Source organism: Gorillibacterium timonense, assembly GCF_001457415.1.
GTDB lineage: Bacteria > Bacillota > Bacilli > Paenibacillales > NBRC-103111 > Gorillibacterium > Gorillibacterium timonense.
This window is the reverse complement of sequence record NZ_LN881724.1, coordinates 1,306,304-1,327,248: the sequence shown is the minus strand read 5'-3', so window position 1 is coordinate 1,327,248 and position 20,945 is coordinate 1,306,304. Positions and strand designations below refer to the sequence as shown.

General features: G+C 47.1%; 17 protein-coding genes. 12 read left to right on the top strand and 5 right to left on the bottom strand.

The window, feature by feature from the left end:
* Positions 1-16 precede the first annotated feature (16 nt).
* From BN2684_RS18545 to BN2684_RS18535, 3 genes are read left to right on the top strand one after another with little or no spacing between them, the layout of a single operon-like run.
* Entirely contained in the window at positions 17-1,024 is a 1,008-nt protein-coding gene (locus BN2684_RS18545) for an ABC transporter ATP-binding protein (RefSeq protein WP_058303608.1), read from the top strand.
* Complete coding sequence (locus tag BN2684_RS18540) at positions 1,021-2,037, top strand: ABC transporter ATP-binding protein (RefSeq protein WP_392389018.1); 1,017 nt, start codon at positions 1,021-1,023, stop codon at positions 2,035-2,037. Before BN2684_RS18545 ends, BN2684_RS18540 begins: the two co-directional genes overlap by 4 nt.
* Before the next feature lie 22 nt (positions 2,038-2,059).
* Positions 2,060-2,446, top strand: a complete 387-nt coding sequence (locus BN2684_RS18535; protein WP_058303607.1) for an OsmC family protein — start codon at positions 2,060-2,062, stop codon at positions 2,444-2,446.
* 269 nt (positions 2,447-2,715) lie between these two features.
* Here the strand turns inward: BN2684_RS18535 and BN2684_RS18530 are convergent, their stop codons facing one another.
* Positions 2,716-3,621 carry an ArsR/SmtB family transcription factor gene (locus BN2684_RS18530; RefSeq protein WP_058303606.1) on the bottom strand — a complete coding sequence of 302 codons (906 nt, stop codon included), beginning with the start codon at positions 3,619-3,621 and terminating at the stop codon, positions 2,716-2,718.
* A gap of 163 nt (positions 3,622-3,784) precedes the next feature.
* Here BN2684_RS18530 and BN2684_RS18525 point away from each other — a divergent pair, with 163 nt between their 5' ends.
* From BN2684_RS18525 to BN2684_RS18500, 6 genes are all read left to right on the top strand, one after another.
* On the top strand, positions 3,785-5,275 hold the full coding sequence (locus BN2684_RS18525) for a glycoside hydrolase family 43 protein (protein ID WP_058303605.1): 1,491 nt from the start codon (positions 3,785-3,787) through the stop codon (positions 5,273-5,275).
* A gap of 222 nt (positions 5,276-5,497) precedes the next feature.
* Positions 5,498-7,282, top strand: a complete 1,785-nt coding sequence (locus tag BN2684_RS18520; protein ID WP_058303604.1) for a sensor histidine kinase — start codon at positions 5,498-5,500, stop codon at positions 7,280-7,282.
* Position 7,283: 1 nt separating this feature from the next.
* Positions 7,284-8,846 carry a response regulator gene (locus BN2684_RS18515; RefSeq protein ID WP_058303603.1) on the top strand — a complete coding sequence of 521 codons (1,563 nt, stop codon included), beginning with the start codon at positions 7,284-7,286 and terminating at the stop codon, positions 8,844-8,846.
* Positions 8,847-8,971: 125 nt separating this feature from the next.
* Positions 8,972-9,928, top strand: coding sequence for an ABC transporter permease (locus BN2684_RS18510; protein WP_058303602.1), 957 nt, complete (start codon positions 8,972-8,974; stop codon positions 9,926-9,928).
* 12 nt (positions 9,929-9,940) lie between these two features.
* Complete coding sequence (locus BN2684_RS18505) at positions 9,941-10,843, top strand: carbohydrate ABC transporter permease (protein WP_058303601.1); 903 nt, start codon at positions 9,941-9,943, stop codon at positions 10,841-10,843.
* A 74-nt stretch (positions 10,844-10,917) separates the two neighbouring features.
* Positions 10,918-12,648 carry an ABC transporter substrate-binding protein gene (locus tag BN2684_RS18500; protein ID WP_058303600.1) on the top strand — a complete coding sequence of 577 codons (1,731 nt, stop codon included), beginning with the start codon at positions 10,918-10,920 and terminating at the stop codon, positions 12,646-12,648.
* A gap of 63 nt (positions 12,649-12,711) precedes the next feature.
* Here BN2684_RS18500 and BN2684_RS18495 read toward each other — a convergent pair whose 3' ends face one another.
* Positions 12,712-14,151 carry a helix-turn-helix domain-containing protein gene (locus BN2684_RS18495; protein ID WP_058303599.1) on the bottom strand — a complete coding sequence of 480 codons (1,440 nt, stop codon included), beginning with the start codon at positions 14,149-14,151 and terminating at the stop codon, positions 12,712-12,714.
* 474 nt (positions 14,152-14,625) lie between these two features.
* Between BN2684_RS18495 and BN2684_RS18490 the strand changes: the two genes are divergently transcribed.
* Both BN2684_RS18490 and BN2684_RS18485 read left to right on the top strand, forming a co-directional pair.
* On the top strand, positions 14,626-15,138 hold the full coding sequence (locus BN2684_RS18490; protein WP_058303598.1) for an RNA polymerase sigma factor: 513 nt from the start codon (positions 14,626-14,628) through the stop codon (positions 15,136-15,138).
* On the top strand, positions 15,128-15,964 hold the full coding sequence (locus BN2684_RS18485) for a zf-HC2 domain-containing protein (protein ID WP_058303597.1): 837 nt from the start codon (positions 15,128-15,130) through the stop codon (positions 15,962-15,964). Before BN2684_RS18490 ends, BN2684_RS18485 begins: the two co-directional genes overlap by 11 nt.
* 239 nt (positions 15,965-16,203) lie before the next feature.
* Here the strand turns inward: BN2684_RS18485 and BN2684_RS18480 are convergent, their stop codons facing one another.
* Together BN2684_RS18480 and BN2684_RS18475 are read right to left on the bottom strand one after the other, a co-directional pair.
* Positions 16,204-16,857 (bottom strand): hypothetical protein, encoded by a 654-nt coding sequence (locus BN2684_RS18480; protein WP_058303596.1) that lies wholly within the window; start codon positions 16,855-16,857, stop codon positions 16,204-16,206.
* 5 nt (positions 16,858-16,862) lie between these two features.
* Positions 16,863-17,468, bottom strand: a complete 606-nt coding sequence (locus BN2684_RS18475; protein ID WP_058303595.1) for an MFS transporter — start codon at positions 17,466-17,468, stop codon at positions 16,863-16,865.
* 34 nt (positions 17,469-17,502) lie between these two features.
* On the opposite strand from BN2684_RS18475, the gene BN2684_RS18470 reads away from it, so the two are divergent.
* Entirely contained in the window at positions 17,503-17,745 is a 243-nt protein-coding gene (locus BN2684_RS18470) for a hypothetical protein (protein ID WP_148450013.1), read from the top strand.
* 413 nt (positions 17,746-18,158) lie between these two features.
* On the opposite strand, the gene BN2684_RS18465 is transcribed toward BN2684_RS18470, so the two are convergent.
* Complete coding sequence (locus BN2684_RS18465; protein ID WP_058303593.1) at positions 18,159-20,831, bottom strand: adenosylcobalamin-dependent ribonucleoside-diphosphate reductase; 2,673 nt, start codon at positions 20,829-20,831, stop codon at positions 18,159-18,161.
* Positions 20,832-20,945 lie beyond the last annotated feature (114 nt).

Below are 20,945 nucleotides of genomic sequence, written 5' to 3'. Positions count from 1 at the left end.
TACTGGAGGAAGTTCCATGCCGATAGAACCCCTGTTGGAAATCAAGGATTTACGTACTCATTTTTATACGGATCGCGGAAGAGTCACTGCCGTCGACGGAGTCAGCTTCACCGTCCATCCCGGAGAAATTGTCGGGGTAGTGGGTGAATCGGGTTCGGGGAAAAGCGTGATGGCCCAGTCGCTGATGCGGCTCTTGGATCATACCGATGCCATCGAGTATGAGGGCGAGGTTCGCTTTCAAGGACGGAATCTGTTGGAGCTTCCGCTCTCTCGCATGCGAGAAATCCGCGGCAATGAGCTGTCGATGATCTTTCAAGACCCGTTAACCTCACTGAACCCGGTCTACACCATCGGCAATCAGATTGCGGAAGGATTAATCCAGCATCAAGGCTTGTCCCGCAAGGAAGCCCGGAAGAGAAGCATCGAGATTCTACGGTTGACGGGCATTTCATCTCCGGAGACTCGGGTGGACAGCTACCCTCATGAGCTGTCCGGAGGCATGCAGCAGCGGGCGATGATCGCGATAGCCCTTGCCTGTCAGCCCAAGCTGCTGATTGCAGATGAGCCGACCACAGCGCTCGATGTAACCATCCAAGCCCAGATCCTCGACCTCATCCTCAGCTTGAATGAACAGCTGCACATGGGCGTCGTCTTTATCACCCATGACCTCGGTGTCGTTTCGGAGATTTGCACTACCGTGAAGGTCATGTATTTGGGCCAGATCATCGAGGATGCACCCGTCCGTGAACTCTTCCGTTCACCGCTTCACCCGTACACGCAAGGCCTCCTTCAATCGCTTCCGCGCCTGGACACCAACCGAGACGAGCCGCTGAGCGTCATTACCGGTACGGTTCCGTCCCTGCACCATATCCCGAAGGGATGCCGCTTCTCCACACGCTGTCCCTTTGCCGATGACAAATGCCGGCAGGAGGAGCCGCCTCTCGAGAATGCTACAGAGAATCACAAGGTGAAATGCTGGCATTATGCGAATCTTCAGCAGGAGGGAGAAGGTGTTAGCCCATGACGACCGTCCATGATAGGGGAACCGTAAAGGAAGTCATGTCGAAGCCAGCCCCTCTGTTGAATGTGAGCCAATTGAGCAAGCACTATCCGGTCCATAGCCCGTTCGGCAAGCTATTGGGCCCGCGCAAGAGCGTCCAGGCGGTTGCGGATGTGTCCTTCCAGCTCTATGAAGGCGAGACCTATGGTCTCGTAGGAGAATCCGGCTCAGGCAAAAGCACAACCGGGCGCACCTTGCTTGGTCTGACTTCCGCAACCTCGGGCGAGGTTTGGTATGAGGAGCGCGATCTGACCAAGCTGTCGAACCGAGAGCTTCAGCAGATGCGGAAAGAGCTCCAGCTCGTCTTCCAGGACCCCTTCTCTTCTCTCAATCCGCGCAAGCGAATTGGCTCTATCTTAGAAGAACCGCTGATCATTCACGGGATCGGCAGCAAGCGGGAACGTCAAGAGATGGCATTCGAGATCCTCGAAGCGGTTGGCCTTCAACCCGAGCACTATTTCCGTTATCCGCATGAGTTCTCTGGTGGACAGCGGCAGCGCCTCGGGCTCGCGAGGGCGCTGATCCTCAACCCGAAAATTCTGGTGCTGGATGAGCCGGTATCGGCCCTCGATGTGTCGATCCAATCGCAGATGCTTAATAGGCTGAGACAGCTGCAGCGGGAACGAAAGCTGACCATGCTGTTTATCACCCATGACATCAGCGTAGTCCGGTACATCTCGGACCGGATCGGTATTATGTACCTCGGGCGAATCGTGGAAGAAGCCCCCACCGATGCATTATTCCGTGATCAGCTCCATCCGTATACTCGCGCTCTGTTCTCGGCGGTACCGGATGCCGCGCGTGTTGGCCGAAGAGAACGGATCGTCCTGAAGGGCGAAATCCCCTCTCCTCTCTCTCCTCCTTCCGGCTGCGCCTTCCATACGCGTTGCCCGCTCGCTACCGAACGATGCAAGCGAGAGACTCCGGAATTGAGAGAAATCCGACCCGGCCATAAAGCAGCCTGCCTGTTGATTTAAACCTTGGAAAGGAATGATTCGCATGACGACTATTCGCTATAACGACGGCCAAAATGAAATTTACAACGAACAAGGCTTTCAGCTGATCGGAACGACAGCTCCCAACTTGGAAGGACTCAATCCCAAGGAATTGCTGGAGGCGTCTTTAGGGCTGTGCATCTCCATAACCCTGCAAAAGCAGCTGGAGCTGAACGGAATCCAGGCCGACCCGTCGGAGATTGTGGTGAAAGTAGCCGCGTCAAAGAGAAGCGGGGTCAACAGCCGCTTCTCCGATTTCAATCTGGAGGTCTCTCTACCGAAGTCAATCAGCCCGGAAGTTAAGGAAAAGCTGCTCAAAAAGGTGGAGCTGTTGTGCACGATCAGCAACACGCTTCGCATCAGTCCGGAGATTCAATTGACGGAAGTCTGAGCTGCAACACGGCAGACCCCTGTCCACGTCAAAAAGGCCCAAGCGTCATTGCTTGGGCCTCTTTCATTTTATTATGTAACGGCGGGGTTGATTAGTAGCCTTTAAAGGGTGTTAAAAGGTACTCGCTCATTACTGGTCCTATCGCCAATCAGAGGCAAGCGTGACAACATGTTTTTAAGGAAGTAGGCATTACTTCAACGATCAATACACGATAAATCCTAGCTATATGGGCAATGAGAAGCCACCATAAACTTGAAGGATATTGAAGGTCATGACAGGTGCACCCGAATCACAATGTCCTGATCATGATTACCAAACCCTGCTCCATAGAGTGTCAAACCACCTATGTGAACCGCTTGTTCGTCTACTGTGAAACGAAGTGTCCAAAAGGGTTCCTCCAGCTTGATATCTCCCACGGTCACATCCGACATCCATTCCCCATCTATAAAAGTACCTAAGGCGTCGACACGGATCGTCTTCAATAGCCCATATTGATTTACATTTCGATGCCACCACTTCGGCGTATATCTCCCACGAGCCGCTCTTCCAAAATCAGCAGGACTTGTCCACGTTCCAAGAGAAACTCCATTAAATATGAATCTTATATCAGATGGCCAATGATCCCTCAAGCCAGGTGCTTCCGAAGCCAATTCCATTGATATTTCAAGAAAATCGGCAGTTTGATCGGGAAGCAGATAGTTAGGTGTTTTGTATTCCACATAACCCCTGCCAAACCACAGAATGGCTGCATTCACCCTTTCAGGATCCATAAAATAGCGCGGATCATCCCAAACCCCGATTTCCTTTTCGAGCGTGCCTAGACCACACGTCGGATAGATTTCAAATGCGGTATAATGGCCGACGGATATGGTCTGTTCTTTGAACTTCTCCTCCTTTTTGGCTAATGGCAACTCAACTTCAACTGTTTGTAGTTTGAGTGTACACAGCTTGTGCGTTCCTCCATTAAGTCTCACTCTGCGACTTTCGATTAAACCGGCTCGTTCAAGTTTTCGAATGTGCATCGTAACAATGGACGGGCTCAGCTCTAACGCGACAGCTATATCTTTCACGTTCATTTCTTTGTCAGCAATCAATTTCATGATCTTCCATCTCACTTCGCTAGCAAGCGCCTCATACAAGGGCAAATACTTGGCTTCTCCATTCGCCTTTATCATGCTTATGATCTCCTAACCAACAAGACTAAATTCACATTTTTATTATTTTAATAGATTTAACAAGCGCTTTCAATCTAACTACATTGTAAGTTACCGAATGATGTTGTTTAATTTTTTTAGCAGCGTGATTCATATTCATGTGATTTTATGATGAGGTGATGAAATGAGATATTCCAATCCGGTCATCAAGGGGTTTTATCCGGATCCTAGCGTATGCAAAGTAGAAGACACTTATTATCTCGTGTGTAGTTCAATGCAGTATTTCCCGGGTGTTCCTCTTTTTGAAAGCAAAGATTTAATCAATTGGAAGCAAATCGGTCATTGCTTAACAAGAGCTAGTCAGATCCAACTTGATCAGGTGAACAGCTCGGGCGGTGTATTTGCTCCTACAATCCGACATGATAACGGTCGATTTTATATGACCACGACCAATGACACTACTCGTCAAAATTTTTATGTTTGGACCGATGATATATACGGCGAGTGGTCTGAACCTATTTTTGTCGATCAACAAGGCATCGACCCGGATTTGTATTTCGAAAATGGAAAAACCTTCTTTATGAGTAATGGAAAAGATGATTTTAATATTGATGGCATCGTTCAGTGTGAAATTGACATTAGAACGGGACGAAAGATAACGCCAAGTCGCACGATTTGGACTGGAACAGGCGGACGTTTTCTTGAAGCTCCCCATATGTACAAGATTAACAACAAGTATTATCTTGTAGCGGCTGAAGGCGGTACTGAATTTGGCCATATGGTCACCTATGCATGCGGCGATTCTATCCATGGGCCTTTCAAATCTTACCCTCATAATCCGGTATTAACAAACCGGAACATGGGCGGTTATCACATACAGGCTGTTGGCCATGGCGATCTTATTGAAGATAATAATGGTCATTGGTGGATGCTCCATTTGGGGTTCCGACAAAGCGGTCAATGGCTTCCCTACCATCACCTTGGCCGAGAGGTATTCCTTACGCCAGTTACTTTTGGTGATGATGGGTGGTTTACCGCAGGAGATAACGGTGTTACGAGAACGTTTTTTGAAACCGATCGCATTCCAACTGCTGTTGTACAACAAGATAAGCAAAGATATACATTTGAGAATACCAATTGGGACAAAGATTGGTGCTTCCTTCGTCTGCCACATAAGCAAAATTACAGTCTCGAGCAAAACCAAATCACGCTAAAAGGAACCGAAATCAGCCTTGATCAAGCCGACTCCCCAACCTTCATCGGTATCCGCCAAAAGGATTTCAATGTTTCGATATCTTGCAACGTTAATCTAACAATTGGAGAGTCGGGTATCACGATCTATATGGATGAACATCATCATTATGATCTAGCTATCCGCTATGACGGAGGCGTCTATAAGCTCATCGAGCGTATAAATATTGGGGATGTAAAAACCATTATGAATGAAATTGCCCTGGAAGGAAGCAATCATGCAACACTTATTATTCGGTCCAGCAATGAACGCTATACGTTCCTCGCTCACACAAATGACAAAGAAATTCTCTTGGGAACAGCACAGACAAAATACCTTTCTTCTGAAGTCGCAGGAGGTTTTACAGGCGTTATCATTGGGTTATACGCATATGGAAAAGACTCTTTAGCAGAGTTCACAAAATTCAATTTGGAATACCTATAAGATTCTTAACACATTCATATGACTTCATCATTACGTCCTCCGTTCCATCCTTCTCAGATATACCGTGTTGTCTGCCTGTTCCTTAATGCTGCAGTCAGACAACACTTCAACAAGACCCCCCATTGATTCGACCAATCCTATTGAAAAGCTTGAGCTGCGGATTTCGTTTCACATAACCGTGATTTATTAATGTTGTATCCGATGATGGAGGTTGTCATTTCTATGTGGTCTCGTATCATCAACTGGATTAACAATTTAAAGCTTCGAACAAAGCTTTTTGTTTCATTTGCCTGCGCAGCCTTGATCCCTGTTCTACTTGTTGGAATGTTTCTGACAAGGGAACTTCATGAGATGGCTATGGACAACACATTGAAGCAAATTACAGCCAATGTTGACCGTGTTAAGAAGCGAACGGGTGAAATGCTAAACATTCCTCTAGACATTGCATACCGTCTATCCAACGACAGCCGTCTTGAGGAAGCTGCCAATCACCAATATGAATCTGTCTACGATGTTGTGAAGGGATACTGGGATTATCCCGATTTTCGAGAGTTTGTATCTCTTTACAACAAAGAGATCTCAAGTATCCGATTGTATATAAACAATCCAACAATTATAAACAATTGGGAATTTATTCAGATCGATGAGCAGCTCACACAAGAGCCGTGGTATCAAACCGCTATGGCTCAAAAGAATCAGGTTGCCTGGAAATACCTACAGGATAGCCGCAACGATCGCTACTATCTAAGCCTGATCCGCAGAGTAGATTTTGCAAAACAGAGAACAACCGGTGTACTTGTTATCAATTTAAATACGAATAAGCTTAACACGATTCTGAACCAGGAGACCTTTGAGACCATCATTGTGGACGAGAGTGATCATATTGTCGCCTCGAACTTTAGCAATATTCTGGGAAAATCACTGAATGAGATTAATTGGAAGCCAGATACGATCGCTTCCAAACAAGGTCTTTTCAATGTAACCATTGATGGTAAGCCTTTTAAAATGATGATTGACAACTGGTATCCCGGCGGAAGTCTTAACAGTCTTCGCATTATTTCCATCTTTTCAGTTGCTAGTACTGTCCAAGAACCTAACCGGATCATGTTCATGGCCTTCACTGTCATCCTGTCCGCTTTCATTTTGGCTATTCTGCTCATCACCTTTTTTTCGCGGCTGCTTACCGGACGAATTCTCTTATTAAGCAAGCATTTCACCAAAGTCGCCTCCGGTAATTTAGCGGCAACGATCGTGATTGACGGAAAAGATGAAATCGGCCACCTTGCCAGACAATTCAACAACATGGTGCGGAACATTAACAGCCTGATGAGCGAGGTACAGGAAACCAACCGGCAAAAAAATGCGATTGAGGCGAAGCAAAACGAAATCAAATTTAAAATGATGGCGAACCAGATAAACCCCCATTTCTTGTTTAACGCCTTAGAAGCCATCCGAATGAAAGCTCATGTGCGGGGCCAGTCCGATATATCGCAAGTCGTCCGCCTGCTTGGAAAAATGATGCGCAAAAACCTGGAGGTCGGAAACAGTTTGATCAGCCTGCAAAGCGAGCTGGAGACGGTTGAATGCTATCTCATGATTCAAAAATTCCGGTATGACGATAGGCTTGCTTATGAGTTGCAGGTTGACCCGCTGGCTAATCCAATTCTCGTTCCTCCTCTCATCATTCAGCCGCTTATTGAAAACTGCGTCATTCATGGGCTGGAGAACCAGATTGATGGGGGAGTGGTCCGGGTAGACATCCGCATCGAGCATAAGCTGCTTTTTGTGCAGGTATACGATAACGGAGTCGGCATCAAAAAAACGCGAATGGACGAAATCCAACAACTATTGGCGAATAAGGATGATGATGAATCCCCTCATATCGGTCTGAGGAACATTCATATGCGACTCCAGCTAACGTATGGTCCAGAATATGGGCTGACCATTGCAAGTCAATACGGGTACGGAACTCAAGTCAGCTTCGAGATTCCAATAAGGGGAGATTGATATGTACAGTGTATTGATTGTTGATGATGAACTAGGGATCCGCGAAGGGCTGACCACTTTACTTGATTGGGCCTCCCTTGGATTTCGGGTTCCAGAGACGGCAGCCAATGCTATAGAAGCTCACTATAAATATAAACTCTATTCCCCTGACTTGATGATCATTGACATCCGGATGCCTGGACAAAGCGGACTTGAGTTAATTCGGGAACTGCGAGAATTGGACTCACAGCTGTCTATCATTATCCTCAGTGGCTACGCCGACTTTAGCTATGCCAAATCCGCTATGGCATATGGGATTCATAACTACCTGCTTAAACCCGTAGATGAAGGCGAATTGCATCAATGCTTAGTTAATATATGTGCCAGGTTGGACGCAAGAACATTAGATCGCCAAAAGCATGCCGCCGTCAAAGGCTGGAGTCGTGAAATGTTGGTTCAATCGCTGCTGTTGGAGAATGACCGGGCAGCTATGCCCGTTGCGCAAAGGTTATTCGTAGAGGCGGGGATAAGGGGAGATACCTACCAAATCATATTGATTCGACTGCTTCTTCAGGACCAAACGGATAATGGGCCTTCCACAGCCGTGAAGACAGAGCTTGCAACGAGCTTCGAAGAACATGAATGGGGTATCGTTTTCTCAATTGACTCCTATGTAGGAGTTCTGATTCAGTTCTCATTTCAGAAAGAGCTGGAACGAAAAGCGCTGGTGCAATCAATACGTGAAACGGTTACCGCTCACGGCCTGGCCTGTATGATCACTGCAGGTGATATGGTCGAAACCTTGGAGGAAATTCCACTATCGCATCAAACAGCTTTGACACGAATGAGAGATCATTTCTTCTATGACGACACCGGCATGATTGGACCCGATTCCGTTAGACTTAAGCTGGAGAATCAAGTTGGAATAGAAGAATTGGAGAGAAAGCTTGATTCTGTCGTGGAACGATTGTATTTTGCTATGGATACCGGAAGCAAGGGTGTCATCCAACGATTGATCCAAGAAGCCGGCGAACTGATGATCGGCGCTCGTTATTCCGAGATGGCCGTGAAATCACGATTTGTGCGTATCGTTACATTCCTCCTCAACAAGCTTTCCCCTCATTACAGAGAGACTGAGTTCTTTCATACCCGTATGGATGAACAAATCCAGCATATCTACAGACACACCTCTCTATTAAGCCTTCAGCGTTATATGGTATCTCTACTGGAGCAATACAGCAGCGTCATTGTTCGTGACAATATGGATGTTCTAATGAAACGGATGGTGGATCTTATTCATCGTCGTTATAGCGAAAATTTGAAACTCGAAACGCTTGCGGATGTGTTTGCCTACAGCAGCGCCTATCTAGGCAAGCTTTTCAAGAACAACATGGGTCACTCCTTCAACAGCTATTTGGATAGAGTTCGCATTGAAAAAGCTAAGGAGTTGCTTGATCAGGGATACAAGATTCATCAAGCCGCCAATGAAGTCGGTTTCAGTGACGTCGATTATTTCCGTGATAAATTCAAGAAGTTTGAAGGTATTTCTCCCTCCGATTACCGTAGAAAAAATCGAGATGAATAGATATCGTTTTTTCAGAAAGCGCTTACGAAAAATGACAGGTTTTTCCCTGTTTTCCTTCGAAAATGTTCAGGTGTTTCCTGCTCTCTACGGATACTATGATTATTACTATCGAAGGGGGAATCAAAATGAAAGCGATTACCGACATAAAACAAGCGGAGCTTAAGAAACCGCAATCCCACTTTTGGGCCAAATTCCTACAGCAGAAATACCTTTACATGATGTCCATTCCATTTGTTCTCTGGGCTTTTGTGTTCAACTATTTGCCCCTTTGGGGATGGACCATGGCATTTCAAAAATATAAGGCGGGCAAACCCTTTTTTGATCAGACCTGGGTAGGGCTGCAGTATTTCAGAGAGCTATTTCATGATGAGCAATTCTATCAAGCACTACGGAACACGTTGGCTATGAGCTTCATGGGTTTGATCGCCGGATTTACCATTCCCATCATCTTCGCCGTTCTTTTGAATGAGCTGCGGATCCAGGTGTTAAAACGGTTTGTGCAGACGGTTTCTTATCTTCCTCACTTCGTGTCCTGGGTTGTTGCCGCTGGCATTATTACAAAAATGCTTTCTACCGACAACGGAGCAGTTAATGATCTCCTGCTCTCTCTTCATCTCATCCATGAACCCATTCAATTCATGGCGAAAGGCCACTTGTTCTGGGGTATTGTCACAGCTTCCGATGTATGGAAGGAGACAGGCTGGAATGCGATTATTTACCTTGCAGCGATAGCGGGTATCGGTCCAGAGCTGTATGAAGCGGCAAAAGTGGATGGAGCCAGCCGATTGAAGCAAGTGTGGCATATCACTTTACCAGGTATTCGAACGACGATTATTATTCTGCTTATTATGTCCATGGGGCATTTAATCAGCATCGGATTTGAAAAGCAGTTTCTTCTTGGGAACAACCTGGTGCGTGATTACTCCCAAACCCTGGATCTATATGCCCTTAATTACGGTTTGGGTATGGGACGGTTCTCGTTCGGGACAGCTATCAATATCTTCAATTCTGTGGTTAGTGTTATCTTGCTCTTTTTAACCAATGGTATTTTCAAAAAAATCACGAAGGAAAGTATTATTTAGGAGGCCTCTTTTATGAAAATGAAAAGACTGGCCGCCACGAGCTGGTCAGACCGCATCTTCGATTTGGCTGTCTATCTGGTAATTACCGTCGTGACGATTGCCACCCTGTATCCCTTCCTCAACGTACTCGCGATCTCTTTCAACGACTCCACGGACAGCATAAAAGGCGGGATAACCGTATTCCCTCGTATGTTCACGCTGAAAAACTATGAAACCATATTTGCATACTCCGGGCTGCTGACGGGCTTTAAAATATCTGTCCTGCGTACTTTGATCGGCACCCTGCTCGGGTTGATCAGCGCATCCATGCTGGCCTTCACCTTGAGTCGAACTGATTATCAAGCACGCAAGTTCATCTCTACCTTTCTCGCCTTGACGATGTACGTCTCGGGAGGTTTGATTCCCTTCTACATTCTAGTCAAAAATTTAAACATGATCGGAACATTCTCTGTATACGTCCTCCCTTCTCTCGTAAGTGCATTCAATGTATTCGTTATCCGCTCTTTTATCGATGGTCTCCCTTATGCGCTACAAGAATCCGCCAAACTGGATGGGGCCAATGACTTTACGATTTTCTGGAGAGTCATCCTCCCGTTGACAAAACCCGCGCTTGCAACCATCGCCTTGTTCTTGGCTGTCGGTCAGTGGAACTCTTGGATCGATACCTATCTCTATAACGGATCCAAGCAACACTTGACCACCTTGCAGTTTGAGCTAATGAAGGTTATTCAAAGCACAACGACCAACGCGGATAATTTCCGCGGACGCAACATGACGGAGGTTATGGCTCAAATTTCCCCGGAATCAATCAAAATGGCAATCACCATCGTCGTCACGGTTCCTATCTTGGTCGTCTACCCCTTTTTACAGCGCTACTTCGTCAAGGGCATGACACTCGGTTCCGTGAAAAGCTAGTCCACCTTTGGTACGTTCAGGCTCTGCCTGTTTGTACAATATCGCTTTCATCATAAAAGGGAGGAATTTTATCCATGTCGAGAAAGAAAACCAACTCGTATGCGATGGTAATGGCCATGACGCTGCTGATCAGTATGCTGGCAGGCTGCTCAGGAAGCTCCAAGAGCACAGCAGACAACACAGGATCCAACACCGATAGCCCAAAGCCGACCACGGCAGCTACGAAATCCGAAGATCTAAGTCCGCTGAAGCTTACCTTCTTTGCGGAAGATCCGAATCCGAACTGGAACAACATGCAGGATGATATCAGCAAAGTCATTACGGAGAAGACGGGTGTTACGCTTGATGCCGAATTCGCTGTCGGCGATCCACAGCAAAAAATTGCCCTTATCGCTGCTGGCGGGGATTACCCGGACATCATCTCGGCAAAAGGGGATATTGGAAAACTGGTGGATGCCGGAGCGGTAATTGATCTGACTGACTTGATCGACAAGTATGCCCCCAACATAAAACGAGTGCTCGGCGATAATCTTGCTCGTGCTAAATATACCAATGAAGACCAGTCCATCTATGCGATCCCAACATGGTCGGCAGTCGATGAGAAGAAATTTGTCGCTGGCGGTGGATTTGAACTGCAGCATCGTGTAGTCAAAGAAGCGGGCTATCCGGAAATTCGTACGCTGACAGATTATGAAAACGCAATCAAAGCTTACTTGGAAAAGCATCCTACCGATGAGAATGGCAATAAAAACATCGGGCTTTCCCTTAATGCGGATGATTGGCACATGTATATTTCTGTCACCAATCCAGCTGTTGCCACAACGGGCGGATCGGATGACGGGGAATATTACATTGATCAGAAGACGCATGAAGCGATTTATCATTTCCGCCGTCCGGAAGAGAAAGAGTATTTCCGCTGGTTGAACCACATGAATGATATTGGCCTCTTGGATAAAGAGAGCTTCGTGCAAAAGTACGATCAGTATAAAGCGAAAGTCGCCACGGGACGTGTGCTTGGGCTTATCGATCAGGACTGGGATTATAATGATGCTCAGCAAGCTTTGAAAACAGCGGGAAAATTCGATCAAACGTATGGTCACTATCCGGTAACCTTATCGAAGGATTTTAAAGAAACGAGTTTTTGGCCGACTGGCTTTATGGGTGGATATGGTATTTCAATCTCGTCCAAGAATCCCGATCCTATCCGGACGATCAAGTTCCTTGATTTCCTCGCTTCCGACGAAGGACAAATTTTGAACAACTGGGGAGTCGAAGGCAAACACTATGTAGTGGAGAACGGCAAACGCGTTGTTCCCGCGGAAGTGCAGGAACGAATCAATAACGACAACACCGCATTTACCAAAGAATCCGGGATCGGCTTCTATTGGAATGTGATGGTTCACTACGGCGACGGTGCGAAGGATTCTACGGGTAATTACTATACCAAGAATTTCCCGGAGCAACTGGTGCTCGGATACAGCGATGCTGAAAAAGAAACCTTGACGGCATACAAATCCACCACCTGGAAAGACCTGTTCCCGAAGGAAGAGGAATTCTCGGAAAAAGCCTATGGCGCCGCATGGAACATTACCATTCCTGGCGAGGATGAAGTCATGATTTTGGGGAACAAGATGAAGGACATTACTTGGAAACGCATTCCTGAAGCGATTTTGGCAAAACCAGCTGATTTCGATAAGATCTGGGATGCGTACATGGCTGAATTGGATAAAGCCGGAGTAAAGAAAATGGAGCAAGGCTTCACCAAGTATGTCAAGGATCGTGTATCGTTGTGGAGCAGTAAATAGTCAACCAAAGAACGAGAGAAATCAAGGAGTCAAGCGAAGATAGACCGCTTGGCTCCTTGGTTTTTAATGTTCCTTCAAATTGTCATTTAAAATCCGCACAACTTCACCCATGCAATCTGCAAATCTGCGTATTTGTTTGACGATGAGGTCGCGTTTTTCTTTATCTTGTAAGGTTTCATTTTTACAACCAAAAGCACCACCAAGCGCTTCAAGATTATCATCACCATATACTTGTTTCATTTCTTCGCGTTCTTCGGGCGAGTGAACATCCTTTATCCAATGACCGCCATTCCACAAATAGTTCATCATTCGATACTGCTTACGCACGTCCTCCAAGAATGTGAAATCCGGGTTCAGTTCTTGGGCTTTATCAAGAAACTCTTGACTCCCTCCGCTGTTGGTCGCCAAATTCAAAACATAGACTTCATAGGTGAAAAAATCCACGTTTACTTTGTCAAATTTACCATCTTCAATGTCATTTGCCCACATACGAAACGCTTCTGCGCCGAATACATAATCATCCGTTCTCAGGGTTAGCAATTTGGGCAACTGGATGACAGCTTCACGGTAGATTTGTTTTAGCGGCACCTCGCGGTTTTTATTGCCTGTCACTACCCATCCCTTTGTGTCATAATCTTCATTTTCAAAACATTTGTCATCAAGAACCAACTGTTTCGGCTCTGTCATGTTTTCGCGCAAATACAGGAGTGTAGCGCCATCACCTTCATAACCAACAATAACTCCTGGAGGGCCACCGTGATATAAGATAACAGGCACCCCCTTGTCGATGCTTGCCGTAATCCTTTTTATACATTTTTCTTTCTCTGATTGAAGTTCACGAATGGATATGGATTCGGCGGTGTAACCTAACTTATCAAAAACACTTGGGAGTTTACGTAATCCTAAATAATAATCGGATGCGCTGTCACCTTTAAAGCTCTTTAGGGAATAGAATTGAACGAAACTGTCACCCGTTATACCGGCAATCAGCGAATAATCCGCAAATTTCATTTCGCCAATGCAATCCATGACATACCGTGCCGCACTGTTGAAATGGTAGTTCTCCCCGCCCCTATTGAAAAAAACTCGGGGAATGTGCGGAATCATTTTTGTGTTCATATTAAGGCCTCCTCGTACTTCGATTCTTAGAAAGATGGGGGCAAAGCATTTCAGATTGTTCGAACTGCGTTTTGCTTCAGACGGTGTAATGCCGTGGAACCGAGCAAATGCTTTGGAGAAACTTTCCGGTGAATCATACCGGTATTTCAACGCAGCATCTATGACCTTTGAATCAGTTTTCGCTAATTCTTCGCCTGCCAGCGTCAATCTGCGGCAACGGATGTAATCCGCAATCGTCACCCCTGTAACGATGCTGAATGTGCGTTGAAAATTTGCGTTTGACGAGTAGGAATGTTTTGCGACGCTGTTGTTGTCTAATTCTTCGTCTAATAAGTGATTCTCGATATAGTTCAATGCATGTTGAATGCTCTGGATCCAATCCATAGGTTCCACACCCTCCTGAGAGTTAGGGTAGCATGAAGGCTTCTATTTATCCTGTCATAGAATGCTCGTTTGTGTCCAATGTCCAAATAAGAATAAATTTCCCACTTCACAACCATAACCAATTGTGAAGCTCAACTCGGCTTTGCCCAGCTCGATCAAGGCATGTCTGCCGATTTCTTGCTGCGAAAGTTGAATTATCAAGTATTATGGTTTTAGGATACTAATGATTTATGTGGGGTTGTAACTTTAGTAGGATTTTTGTTACTCAGTATATAGAACAATAAAAGTTGTATTTGCTCAAAACAGGTTCCATGAAATGTAAAAAAGAGACCCATTTGATCTCCGCGAAAAAAAAAGTACCACCAACGACCCTATGCAGGAGAGAACAAGACATGTCTCATACATATACGTTAACACGTTAGAACCATCGGAACATCTTTGATTATTGGCAAGTGCAGGAAAAGGAGGAAACGTATGAGCCAATTTGAATGTTTATATGACGAATATAGGCAAGACGTTTTCCGCTTCCTTTTTCGGCTTACGGGATATCAGCGGCAGCTTGCTGAGGAAATGATGCAAGAAACTTTCTATCAAGCTATGATATCTTTTCACAGGTATAGAGGAGAATGTCAGATAAAAACCTGGCTGTGTCAAATAGCTAAAAATATCTATTTCAATACAATTCGTAAAGATAAGAAAGTTAGACTGGTTTCTCATGAAGAATATGTTGATCACGCGGCGCTTGCTTTCGATTCCGTTGCTACTGATTATGAAACAAAAGAATTGATTGACCACGCAATAAAAGTGATTATACAGCTCGATGACACAACGAGGGATGTTTTGATTTACCGCATATTTTCAGAACTCACCTATGCACAAATAAGTGCCCTGCTTAAAATAAACGAAAGCTCAGCAAAAGTTATTTTCATGCGTGGCAAGTGTAAGTTGCAGAATAAGCTTCGGGAGGAGTATGGATATGAAATATGATTGCGATCTGATTAAAGATTTATTGCCGTTATACCATGACAAAGCAACCAGTGATTATAGTTCAAAGATTGTTGACGAACATTTGAATGAATGTGACGAATGCTGCCGCTATTATGACGAAGTGAAGAAAGCTACCGATATCCAATTCAAGTCTCCACCTAAATCAGATAACGCAGGCGGTTATCTCTCTCTTGCCAAAAGGATTCGCAGAGCAAAATGGTATTGGAGGCTTTGTATCGGACTTCTCCTTGGCTGCATGATTTCTGTATCCCTGATGTATGCGGATGGTAACCGTTTTGACCCTATAAGCGCTGCGCATGCCGGCAATGTCATTGATAAGAATGCGCGATTGCTGGCCACAGTACCTATGGGCAAGGAACGCATATTATATATCTATGATGATGATGGGCTGTACCGCGATATTGATGTGATTTATCATTTCCCTTTCTGGACGTATAGTTATAAATGGCCAAACCGAACTATCGCGGACCCAAACTCAGGGGTACAGTTGATTACAAGAGGGGGCTATGCCAATTCAATTAATAAATCGTTATACATCCTATTTGCTGTAGCGGTTAATGACGCGCGTGTAGCTTATATGGAGCTTGGTAAAGAGGGCAAGATGCAGCGGCAGAATGTTGATTCTCCAATATCGGTTTTCTTCTGGGATGAGACAGGAAAATGGGATGGTACCGGCACTTGGAACGGGATGATTAAAGATTCGGAATTACGAGGCACGGCCTACGCTAGTGATGGAACCGTACTGTATAATTTGGCGCATGAGACGAATGGACAGGATACGATTAAATGGATTCCCGTAGACTGACTGCAAACCGTTAACCAATGGTCAAACAAGGGTCGCATCCGACAATTGCTAATAGTTTAGTGGTTACCATGCCGGATTCCTCGTATCCGCCATCGTCCTAGCGGGAATCATCAACCCGAGTCAATTTCTCATAAATAAATGGATTGCATACGAAAGAACCTGCGCTTGAGCATTCGAAGCAGGTTCTTTTCCGCCTTTCTTTATAATGCCACCCTTACCATTCGTCAGTAATCCTCACACTACCGGAGATTCACATACTGCTCGCTTTTATCGACTCGCCTGCTCTTGATTTGATAGGTCATCAAGGCCAGGGAGCTGACGAATAAAATCGCTATGGTCAAATTTGGAGAGACCGCAGCGGATAGCGTCACGAATAAAAAGGTGGTTAGCGGTGCGAGGCCTACCAAAAGTGTATTTATGATACCAATCGTCGTTGCCAGCCTGTTCCCTTCTACAACGGACACGATCCAGCCGGATAGCTTGGGTATGATCGCTCCGACCAGGAAACAAACAGGCACCAGCATCGGCAGAATGATCAGTATCTTTTTTAGAAGTAGCGCAGGGTAAAAGATTGTAGTAAACCCTAAGCAGATCATTACTACTTGCTGCAAATGCATGTGCTTGAGTAGTTTCGTTCCGAGCAGTCCGCCAGCAGCCAGTGAAAGTGAAATTACCGTGCTAAGTACAGCTATTGTGAAGGGATAGAAATAAATCACCATCTCCTTTTTAGCCGACACAATGATCATTTGAATGAGGGGTGTGAGCGACGAAAGCATGGCATTAAGCACGATAATGGCAAGAATTACGCCGAAAAGCTTGGTTTCCTTTGTTAAGACTGTAAAGCTCGCCTTCAGGTTTTTGAAATAGCCGTCTCCTTTATGCCCTTGCTGCACTTCGGTTACAGCCTTTGTTGTGAACTGTGGGCTTCTTCTAAAAAACTCAGCATAATCAAGCAAGAAAATAGAAAGTTGGCAGCATTCGTCCAGGCTAAAAAGGAGTAGGACACAACGAGCAGCAAGGAGGCGGTTACGATTTGGGAAATCATTCCGACGATTTGGGAAATGCCCTGATTGAAGCCGCTGGCTTGAGGATAATCCTCTTGTCCAGTAACTTTCACGATAAGCGGCAGCCACAAGCCACATGCGTACGATCCTGTGAAATCGGAGAGGAAATTCAATAGGACGATGCCTAGTAACACCATCCATTTCTCAAGGGTTGAACAAAATAACAAGCCGACGATGAAATACAAGATGACTCGGATGAGATCAGCCCAAATTAGATTTCTAGCTACCTTGTGCGTTTGGTCTGCGCGATCCCCCGTGTACGAGGAGAATAGCTGCGGAATTAATTCAGATGCTGTCACGAGGCCAATTGCTAACTGCGCGTTAAGAAGTGTACTGACAAAAGTCAGCATGGCCAGATCATACATTTTGTCCCCGATCGTTGAGAAAATGGTTGCCGTCGCGATTTGCCGAAAGGGTCTGTTCGAAAAGTAAACGTGCATGGTCATTCTCCTTTTATCGCTTCTGGAGGGGCAAATGTATCAACTCTTTTATGACAACAAAATTGCTGAGCTCGCACAACTGGAGCATATAGCACGAAATCACAAGGGGCTGTCTGACTCTGAAAAGAAAGTTTTTATTACCTTGCTGGAGGTTTTAAAGGAGATTACCGATCATTCTGGGGAGATTTCCGAAGCGGACCGAACTTTTTTGAAGTCCCGAATTTTAAGTGATTCAGACTGGACCACTCGCTCGCTTATGCTTTTATCGAATGTATAACTGAACTCCGAACCTTTGACCCGAATATGACGCACATCATTCAAAGCTTCTATTTGATGGGTAGAGAGCCTTTTGCCGAGGCTCTAATCGAGTTTGCAGAATTGAATATCCCGAATTTCAAATACACAAGCAGAGTTGAGTGATACCCGCCACCAGATCAATTGCCACCTGACGGCATTCTATTCGTTACTCTTTTTCATCTATTAAAAACAGCTTGAAGCGGCAATGGTTGCCGCTTCAAGCTGTTTTTTGTTTGCATTATTTATGCGCCGAAATGCATTTGTAAATATTTATACATATTCTTGCATGCGATCGTTTTTCTCATTATTGATGACGAATTTTTCACACATTGTGCGCAACAATTCTCACCTTATATCCATGAACACATTCCGTCTGCATTCAACAATGCTGCCTCAACCGCACTTGCTATAACCGCAGTTGACGCAGGATTTGCAGCCCTCGGTGTTGATCAGCGAGATCGAACCGCAGGCGGGGCAGATATCCTTGTTGCCATCGTCGTAGGTGCCTGCGTGTGCATGTCCGGCATGCGCATCCTCCTCCGATGCCGAATCCGCGGGTTCAGCTGCAGGAGCTGGCTCAGCAGGTGCAGCGCTGACGGCGTAGCCGTGCGACAAATGCACTGCAGCAGGAGCCGCCAAATCGGAATCGCTGATGTGGATTTCCAGCGCCTTCGCGACCGCGTCGGCGATGGACTCCACGCGGTTCGCGCCGAAGCCGATCGCGCCGGAGCCGCCGATGCCCTTCAGGTGCTTGATCAAAAGGCTCACTTTGTTGCCATGGTCGCCGTAGCGTAGGAACAGCGAGCACACGCGGCCGAGCGCTTCCGCCATGGCGAAGACGTCAGAGCCGGCCTTGCCGACGTTCAGGAAGATTTCGCTCGGCGCACCGTTCAGGTCGTTGATCGTGATGTAAGCCATGCCGAACGGTGTGTTGATCTTATACGTCGCACCCTTCAGAATTTGCGGGCGGCGCTTGTATTCCTTGTCGATGACCTTGGTCCCGCCGTTTGAATTTGAAGACGCAGCAAGCGCCGTGATCGCGGTATCGGTGATGGCTGCAGCAGCTTCATTCACAGGCGCAGCAGGATGTGCCTCTTCCACTGCTTCGGGTTTCGCAGCTTCTTCCTTCTTGTCCTCCTTCTTCTCGGTGGACAAGACCTGCTCATTGCGGCTGCCGTCGCGGTAGATCGTGACGCCTTTGCAGCCGAGATCGAAGGCCAGCTCGTACAGCTTCTTCGTGTCTTCGACTGTGAAGTCGTTCGGAGCGTTCGCCGTCTTCGATATCGAGCTGTCTACCCAGCGCTGGATCGCCGCTTGAGCGCGGATGTGATCCTCAGCGGACAGCGTCATGGCCGTTACGAAATGCTCTGGTAGCTCTTTGCCGGGATGCTTCTCTAGCCATTCCTGAGCGATCGGAACGTATTGCTTGTCGAAGCCGAGGCGGCTCTGACGATAGTATTCGAAGGCGAAATACGGTTCGATTCCGGTCGAGGTGCCGACCATCGTGCCCGTGCTTCCGGTTGGAGCCTGGGTGATGACCGTCACGTTCCGCATGCCTTGCTCGCGGATCGCTTCCGCCACTTCCGGGTAAACTTCGATCAGGTTCTTCATGAAGCCGCTTTGCAGATAGAGCTCCGTATCGAAATGCTTGAACGAGCCCTTCTCCCCTGCGATTTCAGAAGAGGACAGATAGGCTTCCTTCGCCATGAAGCCGTACAGCTTGTCGAGGAATTCCAGGGATTCCGGGCTGCCATAGCGGATCTCCAGCTTGATCATCAGCTCGGCGAGTCCCATCGTGCCGAGACCGACGCGGCGTTCGCCCTGCTGGTTGATGCGGTTTTCCTCAAAGTGATACGGAGTTGTGTCAATGACGTTATCCAGGAATCGGGTGGACCAGCGAACAACCTTGCCGAGCTCGTCCCAAGCGACATCCTTCGTATCGGCGTCATAGAACTTCGACAGGTTCACCGCCGACAGGTTGCAGACGCCCCAAGCCGGAAGCCCCTGCTCGCCGCATGGATTGGTGCAGATGATCGGATTGAAGTACCAGCTGTTCGACATCTGGTTGTAGTATTCCATGAACACGACGCCGGGCTCGGCGGATTTCCAAGCCGATTCGATGATCGTGTGCCATACCTCACGCGCTTTGACCGTGCGGTAGACTTTGACCGGCTTGCCGGCTTTGCGCCACTTGTCCAGGTCGCCGTCCCAGGTCGCGTTGTAATCCTCGACCGAAGTGTCCGGGAAGACGAGATCCCAATCCAGGTCCTCTTTCACGGCTTTCATGAATCCGTTGCTCACGCATACGGACAGATTGGCGTTCGTCACCTGACCCATCGTCTGCTTGACCGTGATGAAATCGAGCAGATCCGGATGCCAGTCGTTCAGCATCAGCATGAGCGCGCCTCGACGGCTGCCGCCCTGCTCAATGAGTCCGGTCGTATAGCTGAACAGGCCGCCCCAGGATACCGCGCCGGAGGATGAACCGTTCACACCCTTGACGATTGCCCGACGAGGACGAAGCGAGGACAGGTTGATGCCCACGCCGCCGCCGCGAGACATAATCTCCGTCATTTCACTCAAGGTTGCCATGATGCCACCGCGGCTGTCGGCGGGAGACGGAATGACGTAGCAGTTGAACAGGGTAAGCTCGTCGCTGGCGCCTGCGCCCGCAGCGATCCGACCACCGGGTACAAGCTTCCAGTCATCGAGGATGTAGCGAAACTTCTCGGTCCATTCCTTTCGCTTCTCAGGGGTTTCAACGGAAGCCATCGCGGCAGCAAGTCGATCCCACAGCTCCTCGGGGGATTTCTCCAGGGTGAGCGTCAATTTATCGATATCCGAATGAACGACATCTCCATTCCGCAGGCGCACTTTCACCTCGCGGCCTGTCCGTTCGATGACTTCGCCTACTTCTTTTGCCGGAAATTTCGGATCATCCTTGGTGAGTACCAGGACGACATCTCCGGGCTTCGTATGATTCGTGTCCGCATCCTTGCGGGCGTAACGGTCCAGAAAAATCTTCTCGCTGAGTCCTTCCAAACGATTTGGCGTGAGCGTGCTCATTCGACAATCTCCTCCTATACATGCGCTGCTTGTCCATGGACAGAGGCAGCCTTTTTCTTCCACAAAAAAACGCCACTTGCTCCGAAACAGGATATCCTAACTAGCGAACGGTTG

What these genes read in the sequence shown, in the direction of transcription:
- BN2684_RS18520 (WP_058303604.1), top strand. Translation starts at nt 5,498, where the DNA reads ATGTGGTCTCGTATCATCAACTGGATTAACAATTTAAAGCTTCGAACA.
- BN2684_RS18530 (WP_058303606.1), bottom strand. Translation starts at nt 3,621, where the DNA reads ATGATAAAGGCGAATGGAGAAGCCAAGTATTTGCCCTTGTATGAGGCG.
- BN2684_RS18535 (WP_058303607.1), top strand. Translation starts at nt 2,060, where the DNA reads ATGACGACTATTCGCTATAACGACGGCCAAAATGAAATTTACAACGAA.
- BN2684_RS18545 (WP_058303608.1), top strand. Translation starts at nt 17, where the DNA reads ATGCCGATAGAACCCCTGTTGGAAATCAAGGATTTACGTACTCATTTT.
- BN2684_RS18485 (WP_058303597.1), top strand. Translation starts at nt 15,128, where the DNA reads ATGAAATATGATTGCGATCTGATTAAAGATTTATTGCCGTTATACCAT.
- BN2684_RS18490 (WP_058303598.1), top strand. Translation starts at nt 14,626, where the DNA reads ATGAGCCAATTTGAATGTTTATATGACGAATATAGGCAAGACGTTTTC.
- BN2684_RS18540 (WP_392389018.1), top strand. Translation starts at nt 1,021, where the DNA reads ATGACGACCGTCCATGATAGGGGAACCGTAAAGGAAGTCATGTCGAAG.
- BN2684_RS18475 (WP_058303595.1), bottom strand. Translation starts at nt 17,468, where the DNA reads ATGCACGTTTACTTTTCGAACAGACCCTTTCGGCAAATCGCGACGGCA.
- BN2684_RS18525 (WP_058303605.1), top strand. Translation starts at nt 3,785, where the DNA reads ATGAGATATTCCAATCCGGTCATCAAGGGGTTTTATCCGGATCCTAGC.
- BN2684_RS18465 (WP_058303593.1), bottom strand. Translation starts at nt 20,831, where the DNA reads ATGAGCACGCTCACGCCAAATCGTTTGGAAGGACTCAGCGAGAAGATT.
- BN2684_RS18515 (WP_058303603.1), top strand. Translation starts at nt 7,284, where the DNA reads ATGTACAGTGTATTGATTGTTGATGATGAACTAGGGATCCGCGAAGGG.
- BN2684_RS18505 (WP_058303601.1), top strand. Translation starts at nt 9,941, where the DNA reads ATGAAAATGAAAAGACTGGCCGCCACGAGCTGGTCAGACCGCATCTTC.
- BN2684_RS18470 (WP_148450013.1), top strand. Translation starts at nt 17,503, where the DNA reads ATGTATCAACTCTTTTATGACAACAAAATTGCTGAGCTCGCACAACTG.
- BN2684_RS18500 (WP_058303600.1), top strand. Translation starts at nt 10,918, where the DNA reads ATGTCGAGAAAGAAAACCAACTCGTATGCGATGGTAATGGCCATGACG.
- BN2684_RS18495 (WP_058303599.1), bottom strand. Translation starts at nt 14,151, where the DNA reads ATGGATTGGATCCAGAGCATTCAACATGCATTGAACTATATCGAGAAT.
- BN2684_RS18510 (WP_058303602.1), top strand. Translation starts at nt 8,972, where the DNA reads ATGAAAGCGATTACCGACATAAAACAAGCGGAGCTTAAGAAACCGCAA.